Consider the following 19,103-nt stretch of genomic DNA (forward strand, 5'->3'; position numbering starts at 1 on the left):
CCGGCACGGAGGACGTCGCGGCCGTTCCGCCGAGCACGGTTGTACGCAACCGGCTCACGCGCGCGCTCGGCACGACGATCCTGGCGCTCGTCGTGAGCATTGCCTGGGTCGTGGTCGACACCCTCGCACAACTGGCCACCACGGAGAAGATGATGCCTATCAGCGGCTGGTCCATGGTTGCGCTGGGGCTGCTCCTGCCGCTGTTGCACAAAGTTGCCGTGAGCCTGATCAGTGCTGCGCCTCGCGCACCGGGCACGCCGGCGGCTGCATCCGCGTACCCGTCCATCATCGTGGGCGGACTGGCGTTCGTGTTGGCCGCGCTGCTCCTGTTCTACCTGGATTTCCTTGCGCACGCGGCGTTCGGTGTGAGCTTCACGGTCGGAATCTGGGCAGTCGTCACGGCGCTGGTCGGGTCGGTCGTCGTCGGCCGGGCATTTGCGCTCCTCAACCTGTCCTCGCTGCAGCAATCCTATTCACAAAAGCTGGTGCGCACGTTCCTCGGCGCCACAGCCGCTGACCGCGTGCATCCGACCGGGACCGACGTGCCGGTCCCGGTCGACATTCCCAGCGCCGGCGACGACGTGGCGTTCAGCGCCTACCATCCGGAGCAAAACGGCGGCCCGCTGCATCTCGTCAATGTCTGCGTCAACGACACGGTCGATCGCGTCTCCGGACGGCAACTCCAAAAAGACAAGGGACTGCCCATGTGCGTCGGTCCGGCGGGCTTAAGCGTCGGCCTTCGCTATCACGCGCGCTGGGACACAAGCGAACCGCCCCCCACGGGAAATGCGGTGCCCATCATTCCCCTGGCGATTGACCCCGATCCCAACCGGTTCCACCTGTTGGCCCGGAAAGATGACGAGCCAGTCGTCGTGGAGCAACTCAAGCTCGGTCAATGGATGGCCATTTCCGGCGCGTCGTTCACCACGGGCGCCGGCCGCAACACTAAATTGTCGCAATCGCTGTTGCTGGGATTGCTCAATGTCAGGCTCGGGTATTGGTGGAACAGCGGAATCGATGCGGACCAGCGTCCGGGACGCTATCCGCCCAACCTCTGGCGCTGGCTGAAGGGGGTCCCCGCCAGATTGTTCCGTGTCCAGGCCAGCCTCCTCAATGAGTGGCGCGCCTACTTCGCCGGTCCCGCAGCGCGCTTGTGGTATTTGAGCGATGGCGGCCATTTCGACAACACCGGCCTGTACGAACTCATTCGCAGGCGGCTGCCGTTTATCATCGCCGTCGATGGCGCGCACGACGACCGCTACGAGTTCGAGGACCTCGCCATCCTGACCCGCCAGGTCCGCCTCGATTTTCGGGCTGAACTCGCGTGGATCGATCCCACGGCCGCCCGCGCGACCGGTGTTCACGGCTGGCCGCCGCTCGACGGCACACCACCGCTGCCGCCCGTTCCCGGATGGATTCGGCAGTTCTTCAATCCGGGTGCCATCGGCGCGCTGTCGGATCTCAAGCGCGAATCGACGCATTGCGCGGCGCTTGCACGAGTCACCTACGCTGATGACGCCGACAAGGTCACGTGGCTGCTGCTGCTCAAGGCCAATCTCGCGCCGGCGATGCCTACCGACGTGCGCAACTATGCGACGACCCATCCGGCGTTTCCCAACCAGTCGACGCTCAATCAGTTCTTCGACGATGACCAGTGGGAGAGCTATCGAAACCTGGGCCAAGCCGCAGGGCGCACGGTATTCCAGTAGCAAGCGCGATGAGTACGGCGCGCCACGATCCGTCGTTGCCGATTTGCCTTCAAGGTCCACAAGGGGAGCGTCACATGCCTAGTCTCAAAAGTCTTCGCGCATACCTGGCGCTCGCCGCATGCCTGATGGCAGCCGGACTCATTTCGGTAGTCGGGAATGCCGCGGATCACAACGATCCCAACGCGGTGAACTCGATTTTCGCCGGCGTGGACGCCAACCCGGCCGACCTCTACGACCTGTTCGGTTGGCCGGCGGACGACGAGAGCCGCGGCGAACGCGTGGTATTGGCGCTTACGTTTGCGTCGGTGCCGGCGGCAGGCAAAGTCGACCCGGACCTGCCAACCCTCATGGGCGTCTTCCTGGCGCTCTTCATGGCCAACGCCGGCGCCGCCTGGGACAACGCCAAGAAGTACATCGAGGGGGGCAACCTCGGGGGCAAAGGCTCGGAGGCGCACAAGGCCGCCGTCGTGGGCGACACGGTGGGTGATCCGTTCAAGGACACGGCGGGGCCCAGCATGAACATCCTGATCAAGCTCATGTCAGTAGTCGCGCTCGTCCTGGCGCCCCTCTTCCGCTAGCAGGCGGCCGATAAGGGCCCATCTGCGTCATTTACCAAAGTCTGTTGGGGCGCCCTCGGCCGCAGGTTCGTGGCCGTTCGAGCTGAGGGGCGGAGCCACGAGGCGAGGGCTGAGACAGTCATACGCCTCACCTGCGGCCTTCGGGCGCCGCCTCGCATCTGGACCCTTCTCGACCGCCTGCGGCATGTGCGGGAGGGCGACAGGTTGCGACCCGCTAGGGCGCGTGGTATACAGGCAGAGCTTCAGGTTTGTGCGAGAGGGGTGAATTCCGGGTGACCAAGGTGATCGTCGAGCCCGACGAGAGCTTCGAGAACGCGCTCAAGCGCTTCAAGAAGTCGTGCGAGAAGGCCGGGCTCATGTCGGAGCTGCGGAAGCGACAGCACTACGAGAAGCCCAGCGTCAAGCGCAAGCGCAAGACCCTGGCTGCGCGCAAGAAGGCCAAGAAACGGGAGCGGTTCTTCGACTAGTCGCGGCAGGCTGGGGCGCTGAGTGGAGCCGGGTCAGGGACCTTCTGGCCCGGCACACTCACTCGCCGATGGGGCGCGAACGGGCCCTCGGCCTCGAGCCGCAGTCGGACCTGGACGCCGTCCGGTCCGCCCTCATGGAGACGCGCGAGGGCCGGCGAGCGCTCCGCGCCGCGGGCGCACCCCCCTGGGAGTCCATCCCCGACGTCCGTGATCTCCTCGAGCGCGCCCGTGTCCCCGGATCGGTCGCCGAGGGCGGCGAGCTGGTCACCCTCCTCCCCCTGCTCGACGCCGCCGGGCGGCTGGCCGGATATGGCCGCGCCATCGCCGCCGAGGCGCCCGGCCTCTCGAAGACCTTGGCAGCCCTGCCGCGCGTCACGCCGCTGGCCGATCTCCTCCGGCGCTCGCTGGACGCCGACGGCGGCGTGCGCGATGAGGCGAGTCCCGCGCTCCGAAGCCTCCGCCAGAAGGGCCGCGGGCTCAGACGCGACCTCGTCAAGCGGATCGAGCAGTACTTCCAGGGACCCGCGGCCGAGCACATCTTCCAGGAGCGCTACGTCACGGTCCGGCACGGCCGCTACGTGCTGCCCATCCGGGCGGAGGCCAAGTCACGCTTCAAGGGCATCGTCCACGACCGCTCGCAGAGCGGGGCCACGCTCTTCGTCGAGCCCGAGGGCGTCGTCGAGGACAACAACGACTTGGTGCAGGCCGCCCGCGAGGAGGAAGCGGAGGTGCTGCGCGTGCTCGCCGCTCTCACGAGGGCCGTCGGAGAGGCCCTGCCCGAGCTCGAGTCGCTCGTCGACGATGTCGGCAGGCTCGATCTCGCCTTCGCGCGCGCCGAGTTCGCGGAGGCCATGGAGGCGACCGAGCCCGCAGTCGGCGAGGAGCGCCTGGCCGACGTCATGGGGGCGCGCAACCCGCTCCTGCTGGCGCAGGCGTGGCAGGCGCCCGAGCGCCCCGTCGTCCCCATGGATCTGCGCGTCGGCGGGGAGCGGCCGCTGCTCGTGATCACGGGGCCCAACGCGGGCGGCAAAACCGTGGCGCTCAAAACGCTCGGGCTCTTCTGTCTCATGGCGCAGTCGGGGCTCCACCTGCCGGCGCGCGAAGGCGCGCGGCTGCCGGTTCTCTCGACGATCTTCGCCATCATCGGCGACGACCAGAGCGTGGCCGAGAACCTGTCGACCTTCTCGGCCTTCGTCAAGCAGCTGCGCGAAGTGCTCGAGCAGGTGGACGCCCGGTCGCTGGTGCTGCTCGACGAGCTTGGCGCCGGCACCGACCCGGACGACGGCGCCGCGCTGGCCCAGGCGGTCCTCGAGGAGCTGGCCGGGCGCGGCGCCCTCTGCGTGGCGTCGACCCATCTCGAGCCGCTCAAGGGCTTCGCGTCGAGCTTTCCCCAGGCGCGCAACGCCTCGGTTGAGTTCGACGGCGAGCGGCTGCAGCCGACCTTCCGGCTGGTCTACGACCGGCCGGGGCAGAGCTACGCGCTCGCCATCGGGGCGAGGCTCGGTCTGCCGGCGCGCCTCATCGAGCGCGCCGAGGCCCACCGCTCGGCCCAGCGGCGCCAGCTCGAGGCGCTGCTCCAGCGCCTGGAAGAGCGCGACCGGCGCGAGGCCGAGCATGCGGAGGCGGTCGAGCGGCGCGAGGTGGAGAGCGCGTCGCTCCTCGCGCGGGCCGAGGCCCAGCTCGAAGCGGCGCGGAAGCAGGCGGCCGAGATGGTCGCGCGCGCCAAAACCGAATCCTTGCTGCTGCTCACCGAGATCCGCCGCGCGGTCAACGCCGAGTGGGACAGGCTCAAGGCCCAGGACAAGACGCGCGACTCACTCGCGGAGGGCCGCAAGCGGCTCGGCGAGGCGGCGCGCGGCGTGGACAGCGCTCCCGAGCCCGTGGACTTCGGCCAGCGCCCGGCCGCGGCAGGCGATAGAGTCGAGGTGCCCCACCTGGGGCTCAAGGGGGACGTGCTGGCTGTGGACGGTGGGACGGCGACGGTGCAGGCGGGCTCGGTGACGGTCAAGGTCCCCGCTCAGGCCCTCCGCGTGGTGGGACGCGCAGACACTGGAAGGACCACCCCTCAGCACCAGGCCCCTCACCCCTCCCTCTCCCCTGAGGGGAGAGGGAAATGGAGTGACAAGAACCCTCTCCCCCATCGGGGGAGAGGGCCGCAGTTCGAGCCGAAGGGCGAAGCCGTGAGGCGAGGGCTGAATAGTCAGGGGGCAACGATCGCCAACGAGTTGCACCTGATCGGACGCACCACGGATGAAGCCCGGGACATCCTCGAGAAGTACCTCGACGATGCCTTCCTCGCGGGAATGGCCTCGGTGCGCATCATCCACGGCAAGGGCACGGGGGCGCTCCGCCGCGCCGTCGAGGAGCTGCTGGCGGCCCACCCGCTGGTCACGAGTCACCGGGCGGGCGATCTGCACGAAGGCGGAGCGGGCGCCACCGTAGCTGTGTTAGGACAGTCCTGATGGCCGCCGGCTTCTCTTCCCAGATCCTCGACGAGATCCGCTCCCGGGTGGACATGGTCGAGCTCGTCGGCCAGTCCGTGAACCTCAAGCGCGCCGGCGAGAACTGGAAGGGCCTCTGCCCCTTCCACACCGAGAAGACGCCCTCCTTCACCGTCAATCCGAAGCGCGGCATCTTTCACTGCTTCGGCTGCGGCGTGGGCGGCGACGCCTTCGGCTTCCTCATGCGCCAGGACCGCTTGGGCTTCCCCGAGGCGGTGCGGGCCCTGGCCCAGCGCGCGGGCGTGGAGCTTCCCACCCAGCGGACCCCCGAGACCGACGGCAAGCTCGAGGGCCTCCGCCGCGTCATGGCGCTGGCGGCCCAGTTCTACACGGACGCGCTCTGGGCCAAGGACGGCGCCAAGGCGCAGGCCTATATCGAAAGCCGCGGCGTGGACCTCGAGGTCGCGCGCCGCTTCGGGCTCGGCTACGCCCCCGACGGCTGGAACGCGCTCGTGAGCCACATGGCCAAGGAGGGCGTGACCGACGTCGAGCTCGTCTCGGCGGGCCTGGCGCTGCCGCGCCAGAACGCCCCCGGCTTCTACGACCGCTTCCGCGGGCGCCTCCTCTTCCCCATCCGGGATCTGCAGGCGCGCGTCGTCGCCTTCGGCGGCCGGGCCATGGGCGCCGAGGAGCCCAAGTATCTCAACTCCCCCGAGACCCCGCTCTACGTCAAGGGCCAGATGCTCTACGCGCTCGACGTGGCGCGCGAAGGCATGCGCCAGAAGAACCGCGCCATCGTCGTCGAGGGCTATCTCGACTGCTTGATGGCCCACCAGCACGGCTTCACCGAAACCGTGGCGGCTCTCGGCACGGCCTTCACCGCCGCGCAACTCGGCCTCTTGCGGCGCTACGCCGACGAGGTGGTGAGCGTCTTCGACGCCGACGCGGCGGGGCAGAAGGCCACGAGCCGGCTCGAGGAGATGCTGACCGACGTGATGGATCTCCGGAACCTCGGCTGGTCCGTCTCGCGCACGGGCTCCTTCGAGAAGGCGGGCTACTTCCCCATCAAGGTCGCCGTCCTGCCCGAGGGCCACGACCCCGACAGCCTCCTCCGCGCCGAAGGCGCGCAAGCGCTCCAGTCACGCCTGGACGCCGCCCGGAGCATCCTCGACTTCGTTCTTGAGCGGGCGCTCGGCGAGGAGGACCTGACGACGCCCCGCGGCCGTTCCACCGCCCACGCGCGCGTGGCGCTCATCCTCTCCCGCGTCCCGAATGCCGAGGAGGCGACCGCGCTGGCCCGGGAAGCGGCCCGCAAGCTCGGCGTCGACGCCACCCAGCTCTGGATCGAAGCCCAGCAGCTCCAGGGCGCCCGCGCCCGAAAGGGCGCTCAGGACCGCCCAGCCCACACGACGGCCGCCCCGGATGGGCCGACCGGTTCGGCCCAGACCTGGCCAGCCCCCAGCCTCTCGGAGCGCGACCTCCTCCTGATGCTCCTTCACACGGAGGAGGCGCGGACGGGACTTCTGCCGTATCTTGAAGAGGTGCAGATCGTCCATCCGGGGCTGCGGGCGGTCCTGGGCGCGCTCCGGCGGGCGCCCGAGGGCGTGGCCCCGGAAGGCCTCATGGCCGAGCTGCCCGGGGAGGCGGAGCGGAGCCTCCTGGCCGCGCTTCTCGTCGAACAGCGGGAGTGGAGCGACATACATATTCAGGTGACGGAGTTGCAGAAGCGGTACGATATTCGGCGGCGGAAACAGCGGATCCGGGAGCTGAGCCTGGCGATCACCCAGGCCCAGGCGACGGGCGATCCAGCCGTCGCCGGCCTCCAAGCCGAGCTCCGGAGTCTGCAGGATCAGGCCCAGGCCGTCAGGGGCATGGTCACCGGCCGATGAACCCGCACCCCCCATCAGGAGAGCCGACGAGCATGGCGGACGAACCAAAACTCCAAGAACTAGACAAGCTGATCGCGAAAGGCAAGGAGAAGGGTTACTTGACCTACGACGAGGTCAACGACGCCCTGCCGTCGGACATCGTCGCGCTGGATCAGCTCGACGACATCATGATGCTCTTCGGCTCGATGGACATCGAGATCGTGGACTCGGCGAAAGCCAGCCGCCTGCCCAGCGAGGCGGCGAGCCAGGCCGCCGATCCCGAGCCCGACGACGACGAGCCCGTGGAGCCGCGGCGGATCGATCTCACGCCCGGGCCCGTCGGGCGCACCGAGGACCCCGTCCGCCTCTACCTGCGCGAGATGGGGCGCGTGTCGCTCCTCACCCGCGAGGGCGAGATCACGCTGGCCAAGCGCATCGAGGAGGGCAAGGACGAGTCCACGCGGGCCATCCTGTCCACCACGCTGGCGCTCGACAAGATCCGTGCCGTCCGCGACGACCTACGCAAAGACCTCGTCCCGATCAAGGACCTGGTCGACTACCCCGAGGAAGAGTTCACCGAGGAGAAGGAGGCCGACCTCCGGCGCTCGGTCATGCGCGAGCTCGGCACCGTCGACCGGCTGCTGCGCGAGCGCGAGAAGGTCCTCGACCTGGCGCGGAAGCTTCGCGCCAAGGCCGGCGGGCGCAAGAAGCGAAAGGGCGAGCCGCCGTGGAAGAAGCACGAGGCGGTCGCCCAAGCCAAGCAGGTCAAGGCGCTGCAAACCCTCCGCACGTTGAGCCTCCAGCCGTCTCTCCTCGATCACTGGGGCCAGGACCTCAAGAAGCTCGTCGAAAAGATCCAGGTCTCCGAGCGCGAGATCGCGCTGTGGTCCGACGGCAAGCGCCCGGCGCCGGCCGAGGTGGACGCCTTCCTCGATTCGCTCTCCGAGGACCGGGAAGACGGCGACCGCGACCTCTACCAGAAGGCTGCGGCCCGCCACCCCTCGATCAAGGAGCGCCTCGTCTGGGTCGCCCAGCAGAAGATCAAGCGCGCCGAGGAGAACGCCCAGACCAAGGCCGACGACCTCAAGCGCATCGTCAAGGACATCCGCTCGGGCGAGGTCAAGGCCGCCCGCGCCAAGAAGGAGATGGTCGAGGCCAACCTACGCCTCGTCATCTCGATCGCGAAGAAGTACACGAACCGCGGGCTCCAGTTCCTCGACCTGATCCAGGAGGGCAACATCGGCCTGATGAAGGCCGTGGACAAGTTCGAGTACCGCCGCGGCTACAAGTTCTCGACGTACGCGACCTGGTGGATCCGCCAGGCGATCACGCGCGCCATCGCCGACCAGGCCCGCACCATCCGCATCCCCGTGCACATGATCGAGACCATCAACAAGCTGATCCGGACGTCGAGACAGCTGGTCCAGGAGTTGGGCCGCGAGCCCTCGCCGGAGGAGATCGCGGTCAAGATGGAAGTACCGGTGGACAAGGTGCGGAAGGTCCTCAAGATTGCCCAGGAGCCGATCTCCCTCGAGACGCCCATCGGCGAGGAAGAGGACAGCCACCTGGGCGACTTCATCGAGGACAAGCAGGTAGGCTCGCCCGTCGAGAGCATGATCGGTCTCTCCCTCCGTGAGCAGACCAACAAGGTGCTCAACTCGCTGACGCCCCGCGAGGAGAAAGTGCTGCGGCTGCGCTTCGGGCTCTCCGACGGCTGCGAGCACACCCTCGAGGAAGTCGGGCAGGACTTCGCCGTGACCCGCGAGCGCATCCGCCAGATCGAGGCCAAGGCCCTCCGCAAGCTCCGCCATCCCTCCCGTTCCAAGAAGCTCAGGAGCTTTCTCGAATCGTGATCGGTGCTATGATCGCCAACCGCGGGCCCATAGCTCAATTGGCAGAGCCCCCGGCTCATAACCGGTTCGGTCTTGGTTCGAGTCCAAGTGGGCCCACCATTTCAGAAGGAGCAGGGGCCGCAGTTCGAGCTGAGACACGAGGAAGGTGGCGAGGCGAGTGCTGAGATAATGGAGGCGCAGCTCAAGACGCTCATAGATTTGCAGGGCGTGGACACCCGCATCGCCGTGCTCGAGGCCGAGGCGGCCCTCCTGCCCAGGGAGATCGCCGCCGTCCACGCCGCCGTCCAGGCTCTGAAGCAGGAAGTCGACGCGGGCAAGACGCGCCTCGACGCCGCCAAGAAGGACCAGCGCGTGCGCGAGAAGGACCTCGAGGTCGTCCAGGCCAAGCGCTCCAAGACCGAGGGGCGCCTGTACGAGGTCAAGACCAACAAGGAGTACTCCGCGGTCCTGGCCGAGATCGAGGACATCAAGCAGGAGAAGGGCCGGGTCGAGGAGGAGATCCTCGTTCTGATGGAAAGCCAGGAGCGGGTGGCCGCCGACATCAAGGACGCCGAGTCGCGCTTCAAGACTCGCGAGACGCAGGGCAAGCAGGAGGAGGCCGCGTTTCAGGAGAAGCTCCGCGCCGTCGAAGCCGACCTGGCCCTGGTCCGCACCGAGCGCGCTGAGCTGGCCCGCCAGCTGCCCCCGGCCGTGCTGGCCGACTACGACAAGCTGCTCAAGGCGCGCGGCGGCCTCGCCCTCGCGCAGGTGATCAAGCCGAACCTCTGCGGCGGGTGCCGCATGACCGTCACCCCCCAGCGGCTCCAGGAATTGCGCGCCCAGACCGCGCCCCTTCCCTGTGAGTCCTGCGGCCGCTACCTCTACTGGCTCGCCTGACCGATTCCCCTCTCCGAGTCCTCCCTCTCCCCTCTGGGGAGAGGGTAGGGTGAGGGGGCCAGAGCTGAGGGACCGTGATGTCCACCTCCCCAATCACGATCTACACCGACGGAGCCTGCAGCGGCAACCCAGGCCCCGGCGGCTGGGGTGCCATCGTGATCGACGACGGTCGCGAGATCGAGCTCTCGGGCGGCGAGTCTCCCACAACCAACCAGCGCATGGAGCTCACCGGCCCGATCGAAGGCCTGCGCGCGCTTGCGGGCCGGCGCGTCGTCGCGATCTACAGCGACAGCGCCTACGTGGTCAACTGCTTCCGCGACACGTGGTATGTCCGCTGGCGGCAGAACGGATGGCGGAACGCCCAGAAGAAGCCCGTAGAGAATCGCGACCTCTGGGAGGCGCTCCTGGCCGAGGTCGAGCGCCACGACGTCGTCTGGCACAAGGTCGCGGGCCACAGCGGCCACGAGATGAACGACCGGGCCGACGCCCTCGCCCGCTCGGCGATTCCGCCGCGCTGAGGCGTATCGAATTCGAGGCGTTGACGAGGGCGGGTTCACACGCCTAGCCTATAAGCCATGCAAACAACCTACCCCCGCACCCGCCGCTGGACGAGGGTCGAGTACGACCGCCTGATCGAAAAGGGTATGTTTCAACCCGGCGAGCGTCTTGAGCTGCTTGCCGGCAACCTGGTCGTCCGCGAGCCCCAGGGTGATCCCCACACCCTGGCTGTCGAGCTCGTCAACGAGGCGCTCCGGACCGCATTCGGTCCAGAGTGGCGCGTCCGCGTTCAGCTCCCAATCGCTCTGGACGAGGAATCGGAGCCCGAGCCCGACGTCTCGGTGGCGCCGGGGCGGGCGCGGGACAGGAGAGAGGCCAAACCGTCGCGGCTCGCGCTGGTCGTCGAGATCGCTGAATCGAGCCTGGCGCTCGACCGCGAGCACAAAGGCGGCCTCTACGCCAGGGCTCGCGTGCCCGAGTACTGGATCGTCAACCTGGCGGGCCGCGTCCTCGAGGTCTACCGTGACCCCAGGCCGGACGCCTCCGCATCGTATGGATGGGCCTACCGGTCGGTCCAGAGCCTGAGGGCCGGGGAACACGTGTCGCCACGTGCGGCGCCGACGGCCCGCGTCCCGGTCGCGGACCTCTTGCCATGAGCCAGTCGGCGGCCCGAACGCGCCGCTGGAGCCGCATCGAGTACGAGCGGTTGATCGAAGAGGGGGTCTTCCAGCCTGGAGAACACCTCGAACTGCTGGCCGGGCAGCTGGTAGTCCGCGAGCCCCAGGGAACGCCACACGCCACGGGGATCCGGCTGGTCACCCGGGCGCTGCGTGAGGTGTTCGCAGAGGACAGGTGGATTGTGGACATGCAGCTCCCGGTGGCCCTCGACGAAGAGTCCGAGCCCGAGCCGGACGTCACAGTGACCGCCGGCGACCCGCGGGATTTTCTGCCGTCGCACCCGGCCCGGCCAGTGCTCGTCGTCGAGGTCGCCGAGGCGAGTCTTGCGCTCGACCGCGAGGAGAAGGGCAGCCTGTACGCGCGCGCTCGCGTGCCCGAGTACTGGATCGTGAACCTGCGTGATCGCGTGCTCGAGGTCTACCGAGAGCCGCAGCCCGACCCCTCCGCGCCCCACGGCTGGGCCTACCGATCTCGCCAGAACCTGGCCGCGGGAGAGTACGTCACGCCCTCCGCCGCGCCCACGGCCCGCATCGTCGTCGCCAACCTCCTGCCATGATCGAGAGCGTCCAGGTTCGCACACGCCGCTGGAGCCGCACCGAGTACGACCGACTCATCGCCCTCGGCATCATCCAGGAGGACGAACGGCTCGAGCTGTTGGCCGGTGAACTCGTGCTCCGCGATCGACAGAGCCCCGGCCATGCGTATGCAATCGAGGCGCTCAGCGAAGCACTCCGGCACACCATAGGTCCCGGCAGTCACGTTCGCACCCTTGGTCCCATCGCCCTCGATTGCGAGTCAGAGCCAGAGCCTGACTTGAGTGTCGTTCCAGGTACCATTCGCGCCTATCGCGACGACCATCCGTCGCAGCCAACTCTCCTGGTCGAGGTCGCGGACACGAGCCTGACCTTTGATCGCGAGCACAAGGGCAGCCTCTACGCGCGCGCGTGTCTGCCAGAGTACTGGATCGTGAATCTCGTGGACCGGGTCCTCGAGGTCTACCGGGAAATCGGGCCCGACGCGGGAGCGCCGTACGGCTGGGCCTACCGCGTGGCGCTGATGCTCGGGCCCGACGAGCACGTCACGCCCCTTGCTGCGCCGTCTGCCCGTATCCTCGTCGCCGACTTCCTGCCGTAGCGGCGTCCCCGGGGCCGGGCCCCGCCCATGACGCTCTCGAGTCTGCATCGCGAGTTCCTTCGTCACTGCGAGGTCGAGAAGCGCTTGGCCCCGCAGACCATCACCGCCTATCGCAGCGATTTTACCCAGTTTCTCGGCTACCTGCTCGATGGCCGCGAGGGTCCTTCGCGCCAGGGCAGCCTCAGAACCTTCACGACGGCCGGCCTCCGCGACTACCAGCGGCACATGGCCACTCAGCGGTGGCGCACCAACACCCTGCGCCGGCGACTAGTCGAGCTGGGCTGCTTCGCGGCTTGGCTGGTCGACCGCGGATACCTCAAGCGCAATCCCGCCCGCGCCCTCACCGTACCGAAGCGCGAGCGCCATCTTCCCCGAGTGCTCGAGTGGAGCCAGGCCGAAGCCGCCGTCGCCACCGAGCCCAACCTGCGGGATCGTGCCATCCTGGCGCTCCTGGCCTTCGCCGGCCTCCGCCGCGGCGAGGTGATCGCGGCCAGCACTGGCGACTATTCGCGCGAATCACGCAGTCTGCGGGTTCGGGGCAAGGGGAGCAAGGATCGTGTCGTGCCGCTCCATGCCGTCGCAATCGGGGCGCTGGAGACCTATCTTGCCGCGCGAGGGCCGTTGGGCGCCCGCGATCCACTCTTCGTGTCCTGGCGCGGGCGGATCGGCAAGCGGCCCATCATCAATGCCGTGGCGCGCGCCGGCCGTCGTCTCGGGATCCGGCTCCACCCGCATCTCTTCCGCCACACCTTCGCGACCGAGCTCCTCAACCGCCGCGCTGACCTCCGCGTCATCCAGACGCTCCTCGGGCACGAGTCGCTCGAGACGACCGAGGTCTACACACACGTCAGTCCGGGTCGCCGACGTGAGGCGATAGACCTGCTGGGTGACACTGCCGGCGGACATTGAAGGCCGGTCCGGGTGCTATACTTCCCCTCGCTTCCACACGCTCTTTGATTCGCACCAGAGAAGGCTGGACGGTCGCCGGCGCGGGGCAACTCGCGCGGGAGGAAAGTCCGGGCTCCGCAGGGCAGGGTGCTGGCTAACGGCCAGGGGGGGCGACCCCACGGACCAGTGCCACAGAAAACAAACCGCCGTCCGGCAACGGGCGGTAAGGGTGAAACGGTGAGGTAAGAGCTCACCAGCGGCGCGGGTGACCGCGCCGGCTCGGTAAACCCCACCCGGAGCAAGGCCCAATAGGAGAGCGATCCGGTCCGCAAGGACTGGTGAAGCGCGGCCCGCGTGGGGCTCTCGGGTATGGCCGCTGGAGGCGCCGGGTAACCGGCGTCCTAGAGAAATGACCGTCTCCCCGGGCTCACGCCCGGGTGACAGGACCCGGCTTACAGGCCCTCTCTGGTGCGATTTTCCCCCAGTGACTCTTCAGCGCCCGCGCCGGCGGCGGCGTTTGGCGGTGGTGCGGCCGGGCGATCGCCGGGTGCCGTGGCGCAGACCCTCCATGAAGATGCCGCGGCAGGCCTCGCTGCAGAAGCGCTTGGCGTCGTCCTTGAGCTCGGTTCCGCACGCTTCGCATTTCGTCATAGTTTTACTCCTCACTCGCCGGGCTGGATCGTTGGGGAGACTACGCGAAGATGCCGTACGCTCCCGTGACTTCGTAGAGGCGCTCCTGCGAGCGCAGCGCGGGCTGCCCGTCCGCCGTGATGCGCACGGAGCTTCCGTCAGGCAGGATGCGTCGCGCCTTCACCGTATCGGCGAGCTGGATCTCCAGGATCTCGCGGACCTGGGCCTGGAGCCCGGGGTCCAGCACGGGGAACGCGATCTCGACGCGGCGGTCGAGGTTCCGCGGCATCCAGTCCGCGGAGGCCAGCAGGTATTCCGGCTCCCCCGCGTGCTCGAAGTAGAAGATCCGCGCGTGCTCGAGGAAGCGGTCCACGATCGAGACGACGCGGATGTTGTCTGAGAGCCCGGGCACCTCGGGGCGCAGGCAGCAGATCCCGCGCACGATCAGGTCGATCCGCACCCCCGCCCCGCTGGCCTCGTACAGCTCCTCGATCAGACGGGGATCCGCGAGCCCGTTCATCTTCGCGATAATCCGCGCCGGCCGACCGGCCCTGGCGTGGCTTGCCTCGCTGCGGATACGCTCGACGAGGCCCTCGCGCAGGTCGCTGGGCGCCAGCAGCAGGTGGTGGAAGCCGTGCGGGCGCGTGTAGCCGGTGAGGAGGTTGAACAGCTCCGTCAGGTCCTCGCCGAAGGCTTCGCGGCTCGTGAAGAGCCCGAGGTCCTCGTAGACGCCGCCCGTCCGGACGTTGTAGTTGCCGGTGGCGAGATGGCAGTAGCGCCGGATGCCGTCGGCCTCCTGACGCACCACGAGGCACGCCTTGCAGTGGGTCTTGAACCCCGCGAGGCCGTAGACCACATGCGCCCCCACCTCTTCGAGCGCTCGCGCCCAGCGGATGTTCGCCTCCTCGTCGAAGCGCGCCTGCAGCTCCACGAGAACGGCGACCTCCTTGCCGTTCTCGACGGCGGTGCGCAGCGCGTGCGCGATAGGCGACGCCGGGCTCACGCGGTAGAGCGTCATCTTGATGGCGAGCACCTTGGGATCGATGGCGGCCTCGCGCACGAAGCGCGTGACGGCGTCGAAGGTGTGGTAGGGGTGATGCACCAGGACGTCCTGCGTCCGGATGGCGCTCCAGATATCCGGCGCGTGCTCGAAGGCGGGAACGGGATGCGGCGGCAGCGGCCGGTCCTTGATCCGCGGCACGTCCACCGCCGTGTAGAGCTGGAACAGGTCCGAGAAGGCCGTGAACCCCTCGTCCTCGTAGAGGTCCTCCGGGGACAGCTCCAGCTCGTCCAGCAGCGTCGCCAGGATGTCGGGCGGCAGGTCGCCGTCGTGCTGCAGCCGCACGGCCGTGCCGAGACGGCGCTCGCGCAGGCTCTCCTCGATGCTGGCCAGCAGATCCTCCGGGCGGCCCGGCGGCTGCAGGACCGCGTCGCGCGTCACGCGGATGGCGTGGCTCGACAGGATGTCGTAGCCGTTGTAGATGCTCGGCAGGTAGAGGCGAATCACGTCCTCGAGCAGCATGAAGACGTGCTTGCCGGCAGGGTCGGGCAGCGCGACGAAGCGCGGCAGCACCTGGCTCGGGATGTGGATGACGGAGAGCGCGCTGTGCGGCAGCGCCGAGGGCGCCGACGGCCGGACGGAGGCGACGAGGCAAAGAGAGCGGTTGCCGAGGTACGGGAACGGGTGGCCGGGATCGACGGCCAACGGCGTCAGCACGGGCAGGAGCGTGCGACGAAAGTACTCGTCGAGGAAGCGCTGCTGCTCTTCACTCGTTTCCTTGGGACGGAGCAGGACGATGCCCTCCGCGGCGAGCAGCGGCTGGATCTCCTCGAGGAAGCAGCGGTGCTGCTCGTCCACCAGCTCGTGGATGCGCGCGGTCATGGCGGCCTTCGTCTCCGCGGGCGTGAGCCCGTCGGGCCCCGGCGCATTGTCGCCGGCCTCGATGCGCCGCTTCAAGGTGGCGACGCGGACCATGAAGCACTCGTCCAGGTTCGAGCTGAAGATGGCGAGGAACTTCACCCGCTCGAGGAGCGGCACGCTCGGGTCCTGCGCCTCTTCGAGCACGCGCCGGTTGAATTCGAGCCACGACAACTCACGATTGATGAACGCGTCCGTGTTCATGTCAGCCTCGCCCGTTGAATGTTTCGCGCAAAAGGATGCCGTCGCGCACGCCGCGCGTGCAGACGACGAGCCGTAGGTAGCCGCCGAAGACCATGGCCTCCTCGATGACGATGGCCCCGGCCAGAATGATATCGGCCCGCTCCGACTGGAGGCCGCGGATCTTCCGGCGCTTCCGCCAGGAGAGGCTCTCCAGGCGCTCACGGACGGCGGTGACGTCAGACTGGTAGAGCTGCAGCCCGTGGCGGTGCTTCCGCTCGCCTTGGTGCGACCGGAGGTGAATGCTGGCGAGCGTGCGGACCGTGCCGCCCAGCCCCACCATGACTTCGCCGCGTCTCGCGGGCGGCAGGCCCTCCAGAAGCTGCGCGCGGATTTCGCTGCGGAGCGCCTGGAGCGCGCGCGGCTTGGGCCGGTTGTCGCGCAGAAAACGGCTCGTGGTCCGCACCGCGCCCAGCGGAAGGGTCGCGGTGGAGACGACCTTGCGGTCCCGCACGCGGCTGAGCTGCAGGCTCGCGCCGCCGAGGTCCGCGACGACGCCGTCCCTGAAGGACAGGCTGTCGAGCGCGGCTTCGACGCCGAGCCGCGCTTCGTCTCGCGCGCTCAGGACCTGCACGTCGATCCCCTCCTTGCGGCGCAGCGGCTCGAGCAGCCGCTCGCGGTTGCGGGCTTCTCGCACGGCCGACGTCGCGACCGCGATCACGCGCGGGCCGCGGCCGTTCGGCGAGTGCCGCGCGAAGAACCGGTGCACGGCTCGGAGCGTCTCGTGGATCGCCTCCCGCGGCAGGACGCCGGGCGCGCCGCCGCCCAGCCGCGTGGGCTCCCGCTCCTCCACGAGCAGGTGGAAGCCGGAGTTCGGGTTGATCCGGACGAGCAGGAAACGGACCGCCGCCGAGCCCAGATCGACGACCGCCACCAGCTCCGCTTTCTTCCGCGAATCCCGCCGCCGGCCCATCGGGTCAGTCGCCCGCGAGCGCCCGCAACACCTTCGGCTTCAGGAACCAGAGGAGCACGCCGAGGCCCGAGGGCCCGTCGGGCAAATCCACGAAAGCGGCGCCGCCCTTCTTGAACGCGAGTCGCTCACCGTGCGCGGCGCCGAGCAGGCGGGCAAGGAGCGCCGAGAGCGTGGGCTCGTGGCCCACGATCGCCACTGTCGCGCCGGCTGGATGCGCGCCGAGCGCGGCCACGATGCCGTCGAGGCTCTCGTGAGCGAGAGCCGGCTCGATCGTGGGCTCGATGCGCTTGAAGGCCCGCGCGGCGATGTCGGCCGTCGCCCGCGCGCGCGGCAGCGGGCTCGTCAGCAGCACATCGGGCCGACGGGCGATGCGGGCGAGCCCCTTGGCGGCCACGGTGAACTTGGCCTTGCCCTTCGGCGTGAGGGGACGCTCGTCGTCAGGAACGCCGGGCGTGCCCCTGGGCACAGCGGCGGCATGACGGACGAGCAGGAGCCTCACCTCACACCTGCCCCCCTACCGGCGCCGCAGATGCGAGGTCGAGCGGGTGACGCGCGCGATGACCGAATTGTCCACGACGTTCATCTGCACGAGCCGCTTGTTCCCGTCGGCCACAGCGCTGACGATCGTCGGATATGTCTCGTGGGACTCCTCGATGATCTCGCCGGCGTAGTTAATGATGCGCCAGCGCCAATCCGGGCTCTCCGGAGTCGAGAACGCTGCGACCTGCATGGTCGACTCCTGCCTACCAGCGGCCGCCGCCGCCCCCCCGATTTCCACCACCACCACCACCGCCGCCGCTCCGGTACCCGCCGCCGCTCCGGGCGCCGCCCGAGCCCGAGGGATTGGCCAGCTCGACCTTCAGCGTCCGGCCATCCACTTCCTGCCCATTGAACTTCTTCACAGCCTCGGTAGCCTCTTCGACCGTCGACATCTCGACGAAGCCGAACCCGCGCGAACGGCCGGTGTCACGGTCCGTTACGACCGCGGCCGATTCGACGGTGCCGGCAGCGGCGAACAGCTCGCGCAGGCGTTCGTCGGACGTGGAGAAGGACAGCCCCCCGATAAAGAGTTTCTGCGCCATGAGCAACCTCCGAATACATCTCCCGCTGCTGATGACGCGCTCTGGACCGCGGAAGGGGGAACCAGAGTGCGGTCTGGTGAGGAAGGGTCCGCAATGAACCGACGGCCGAGCCAGACGCTATTATCATGACACATCTAGGCGCGATTCGTCGTCCCCTTTCGGGCGGCGCGCTTACGGGGCGGGGCGCTTGCCGAAGGGCGAGCGGTAGTCGAGCACGGCGCCCGCATTGGGCGCGTGGTCGCCGCTACGCCGGGATGCAGGTGAAGGTCTGCCGGCGCAGCATGAACGTGGGCCAGGGCTTGGAGTTCCAGTCGAAGCTCTTGACCTCTTGCTGGCTGAGGTCCACCTGCCATTGGCGGCGAGTCACGGCCTGCGCCTCGCACGCCTCCTGGGTCTCGTGCACGCTGAGCTTGACGATGTCCCGGGGCATCTCGGGCTTCTTCTCCAGGTCCTGGACCCACCAGAGAGCCCAAGCCAGCAACACGGTCGTCAGGATCTTCCGCACGGCGGTCCTCCAAGTTTCCCCGCGGGCAAGTTTTCCCGCGGGCAAGTTCTCCCGGGGGTCCTGTCTCCTCGAGGGTCTAGCCGACCTCGCGGAGCCGCATCACCTCGGCGCGGCCATCCATATACTCGCCCATCTTACGCCCGAGCGCCTTGAAATAGTCCGTTCCGCGATGGGCGTCCACGGCGGCCTGGTCGGCGTAGCGCTCCATGAAAACGTAGGTCTGCGGCGCCTCGCCGTGGTGGAGGGCGTACAGCGTGCAGCCGGGCTCGCTCGACGTGACCTTGGCCACCAGCTCCTTGGCCACGGCCTCGAACTCCTTGTCCATCCCAGGTTTCACCTTGATGGTCGCGACGATGCCAATCACGTGGGTCTCCCTCTCAGCGCGCGGCGCGGACGTCGAGCCGCGTGCTCTGGTAGGTCGCTCCTTCGCCCATGTCGCTGTAGCGGTCCCCGCACAACATGTTGATCGTGCCGCCGCCTGCCTCCGCCGCCGGGCGCTGGCCGGGCACGAAGGCCACGCCGCGCGCCGTCTCGTCGCTGATGCGGAGCCTGAGGCGCACCGTCCCGTGGTCGTTGTGCAGCTCGACGACCTGGCCGTTTTCGAGCCCGCGCGCCACCGCATCCTCTGGGTGCAGCACGCACTCGGGCGCTCCCGCCCGCTTGCGCAGGGCGGCTACACCAGCGTAGGCCGTGTGAGCCTGGAAGTAGCCCGGCGCCGTCAAGAGCTGCAGCGGGAAGCGCTTGCGCGCCTCGGGCTCGAGCGGGTCGGCGACCCAGTCGGGCATCGCCGGCAGACCCTGCGCCGCCAGGCCCGCGGAATAGAAC

19 protein-coding genes, 1 tRNA gene, 1 other RNA gene and 2 pseudogenes are annotated in these 19,103 nt (G+C 68.7%); 14 read left to right on the top strand and 9 right to left on the bottom strand.

The genetic code is table 11. The features are described from left to right. The 14 genes and pseudogenes from VGV06_19380 to rnpB all read left to right on the top strand — a co-directional run. A partial coding sequence (locus VGV06_19380; protein ID HEV2057307.1) for a hypothetical protein occupies nt 1-1,709 on the top strand: 1,709 nt, incomplete at its 5' end. A 350-nt stretch (nt 1,710-2,059) separates the two neighbouring features. Then, a pseudogene (locus VGV06_19385) lies at nt 2,060-2,287 on the top strand (sodium/proton-translocating pyrophosphatase). Nucleotides 2,288-2,559: 272 nt separating this feature from the next. After that, nucleotides 2,560-2,754: a 30S ribosomal protein S21 gene (gene rpsU, locus VGV06_19390; GenBank protein HEV2057308.1), complete on the top strand. Its 195-nt coding sequence runs from the start codon at nt 2,560-2,562 to the stop codon at nt 2,752-2,754. 32 nt (nt 2,755-2,786) lie between these two features. Next, nucleotides 2,787-5,216: pseudogene (locus tag VGV06_19395) on the top strand (endonuclease MutS2). Beyond that, entirely contained in the window at nt 5,216-7,084 is a 1,869-nt protein-coding gene (gene dnaG, locus VGV06_19400; protein ID HEV2057309.1) for a DNA primase, read from the top strand. The pseudogene VGV06_19395 and the gene dnaG overlap by 1 nt, the downstream one beginning before the upstream one ends. A 32-nt stretch (nt 7,085-7,116) precedes the next feature. Then, nucleotides 7,117-8,916, top strand: coding sequence for an RNA polymerase sigma factor RpoD (gene rpoD / locus VGV06_19405; GenBank protein ID HEV2057310.1), 1,800 nt, complete (start codon nt 7,117-7,119; stop codon nt 8,914-8,916). Nucleotides 8,917-8,939: 23 nt separating this feature from the next. Next, a tRNA-Ile gene (locus tag VGV06_19410) sits at nt 8,940-9,015 on the top strand. A gap of 69 nt (nt 9,016-9,084) precedes the next feature. Then, complete coding sequence (locus VGV06_19415) at nt 9,085-9,792, top strand: C4-type zinc ribbon domain-containing protein (GenBank protein ID HEV2057311.1); 708 nt, start codon at nt 9,085-9,087, stop codon at nt 9,790-9,792. A gap of 77 nt (nt 9,793-9,869) precedes the next feature. Further along, nucleotides 9,870-10,310 carry a ribonuclease HI gene (rnhA, locus tag VGV06_19420; protein HEV2057312.1) on the top strand — a complete coding sequence of 147 codons (441 nt, stop codon included), beginning with the start codon at nt 9,870-9,872 and terminating at the stop codon, nt 10,308-10,310. 57 nt (nt 10,311-10,367) lie between these two features. Then, nucleotides 10,368-10,946, top strand: a complete 579-nt coding sequence (locus VGV06_19425; GenBank protein HEV2057313.1) for a Uma2 family endonuclease — start codon at nt 10,368-10,370, stop codon at nt 10,944-10,946. Then, complete coding sequence (locus VGV06_19430; GenBank protein HEV2057314.1) at nt 10,943-11,524, top strand: Uma2 family endonuclease; 582 nt, start codon at nt 10,943-10,945, stop codon at nt 11,522-11,524. Before VGV06_19425 ends, VGV06_19430 begins: the two co-directional genes overlap by 4 nt. Then, nucleotides 11,521-12,102 (top strand): Uma2 family endonuclease, encoded by a 582-nt coding sequence (locus tag VGV06_19435; GenBank protein ID HEV2057315.1) that lies wholly within the window; start codon nt 11,521-11,523, stop codon nt 12,100-12,102. Before VGV06_19430 ends, VGV06_19435 begins: the two co-directional genes overlap by 4 nt. Nucleotides 12,103-12,129: 27 nt before the next feature. Next, entirely contained in the window at nt 12,130-13,011 is an 882-nt protein-coding gene (locus VGV06_19440; GenBank protein HEV2057316.1) for a tyrosine-type recombinase/integrase, read from the top strand. Nucleotides 13,012-13,067: 56 nt separating this feature from the next. Then, nucleotides 13,068-13,461, top strand: an RNA gene (gene rnpB / locus VGV06_19445) — RNase P RNA component class A. A gap of 21 nt (nt 13,462-13,482) precedes the next feature. Here rnpB and VGV06_19450 read toward each other — a convergent pair. The 9 genes from VGV06_19450 to VGV06_19490 all read right to left on the bottom strand — a co-directional run. Further along, the gene (locus VGV06_19450) at nt 13,483-13,641 is read right to left on the bottom strand and encodes a hypothetical protein (protein HEV2057317.1); all 159 of its coding nucleotides are present in this window, start codon (nt 13,639-13,641) and stop codon (nt 13,483-13,485) included. A gap of 40 nt (nt 13,642-13,681) precedes the next feature. Next, nucleotides 13,682-15,742 (bottom strand): polyphosphate kinase 1, encoded by a 2,061-nt coding sequence (gene ppk1 / locus VGV06_19455; GenBank protein HEV2057318.1) that lies wholly within the window; start codon nt 15,740-15,742, stop codon nt 13,682-13,684. Nucleotide 15,743: 1 nt separating this feature from the next. Continuing rightward, nucleotides 15,744-16,691: a hypothetical protein gene (locus VGV06_19460; protein HEV2057319.1), complete on the bottom strand. Its 948-nt coding sequence runs from the start codon at nt 16,689-16,691 to the stop codon at nt 15,744-15,746. Nucleotides 16,692-16,695: 4 nt separating this feature from the next. Further along, entirely contained in the window at nt 16,696-17,190 is a 495-nt protein-coding gene (locus VGV06_19465) for a histidine phosphatase family protein (GenBank protein ID HEV2057320.1), read from the bottom strand. A 15-nt stretch (nt 17,191-17,205) separates the two neighbouring features. Continuing rightward, the gene (locus VGV06_19470) at nt 17,206-17,421 is read right to left on the bottom strand and encodes a hypothetical protein (protein ID HEV2057321.1); all 216 of its coding nucleotides are present in this window, start codon (nt 17,419-17,421) and stop codon (nt 17,206-17,208) included. A gap of 13 nt (nt 17,422-17,434) precedes the next feature. After that, nucleotides 17,435-17,773, bottom strand: a complete 339-nt coding sequence (locus VGV06_19475) for an RNA-binding protein (protein ID HEV2057322.1) — start codon at nt 17,771-17,773, stop codon at nt 17,435-17,437. Between the two features lie 244 nt (nt 17,774-18,017). Then, nucleotides 18,018-18,278, bottom strand: coding sequence for a hypothetical protein (locus VGV06_19480; GenBank protein ID HEV2057323.1), 261 nt, complete (start codon nt 18,276-18,278; stop codon nt 18,018-18,020). A 76-nt stretch (nt 18,279-18,354) separates the two neighbouring features. Continuing rightward, nucleotides 18,355-18,642 carry a putative quinol monooxygenase gene (locus VGV06_19485; GenBank protein HEV2057324.1) on the bottom strand — a complete coding sequence of 96 codons (288 nt, stop codon included), beginning with the start codon at nt 18,640-18,642 and terminating at the stop codon, nt 18,355-18,357. Between the two features lie 13 nt (nt 18,643-18,655). After that, on the bottom strand, nt 18,656-19,103 hold a 448-nt coding region (locus VGV06_19490), incomplete at its 5' end, for a molybdopterin dinucleotide binding domain-containing protein (protein ID HEV2057325.1).

It is taken from the genome of Candidatus Methylomirabilota bacterium, assembly GCA_035936835.1.
GTDB lineage: Bacteria > Methylomirabilota > Methylomirabilia > Rokubacteriales > CSP1-6 > AR37.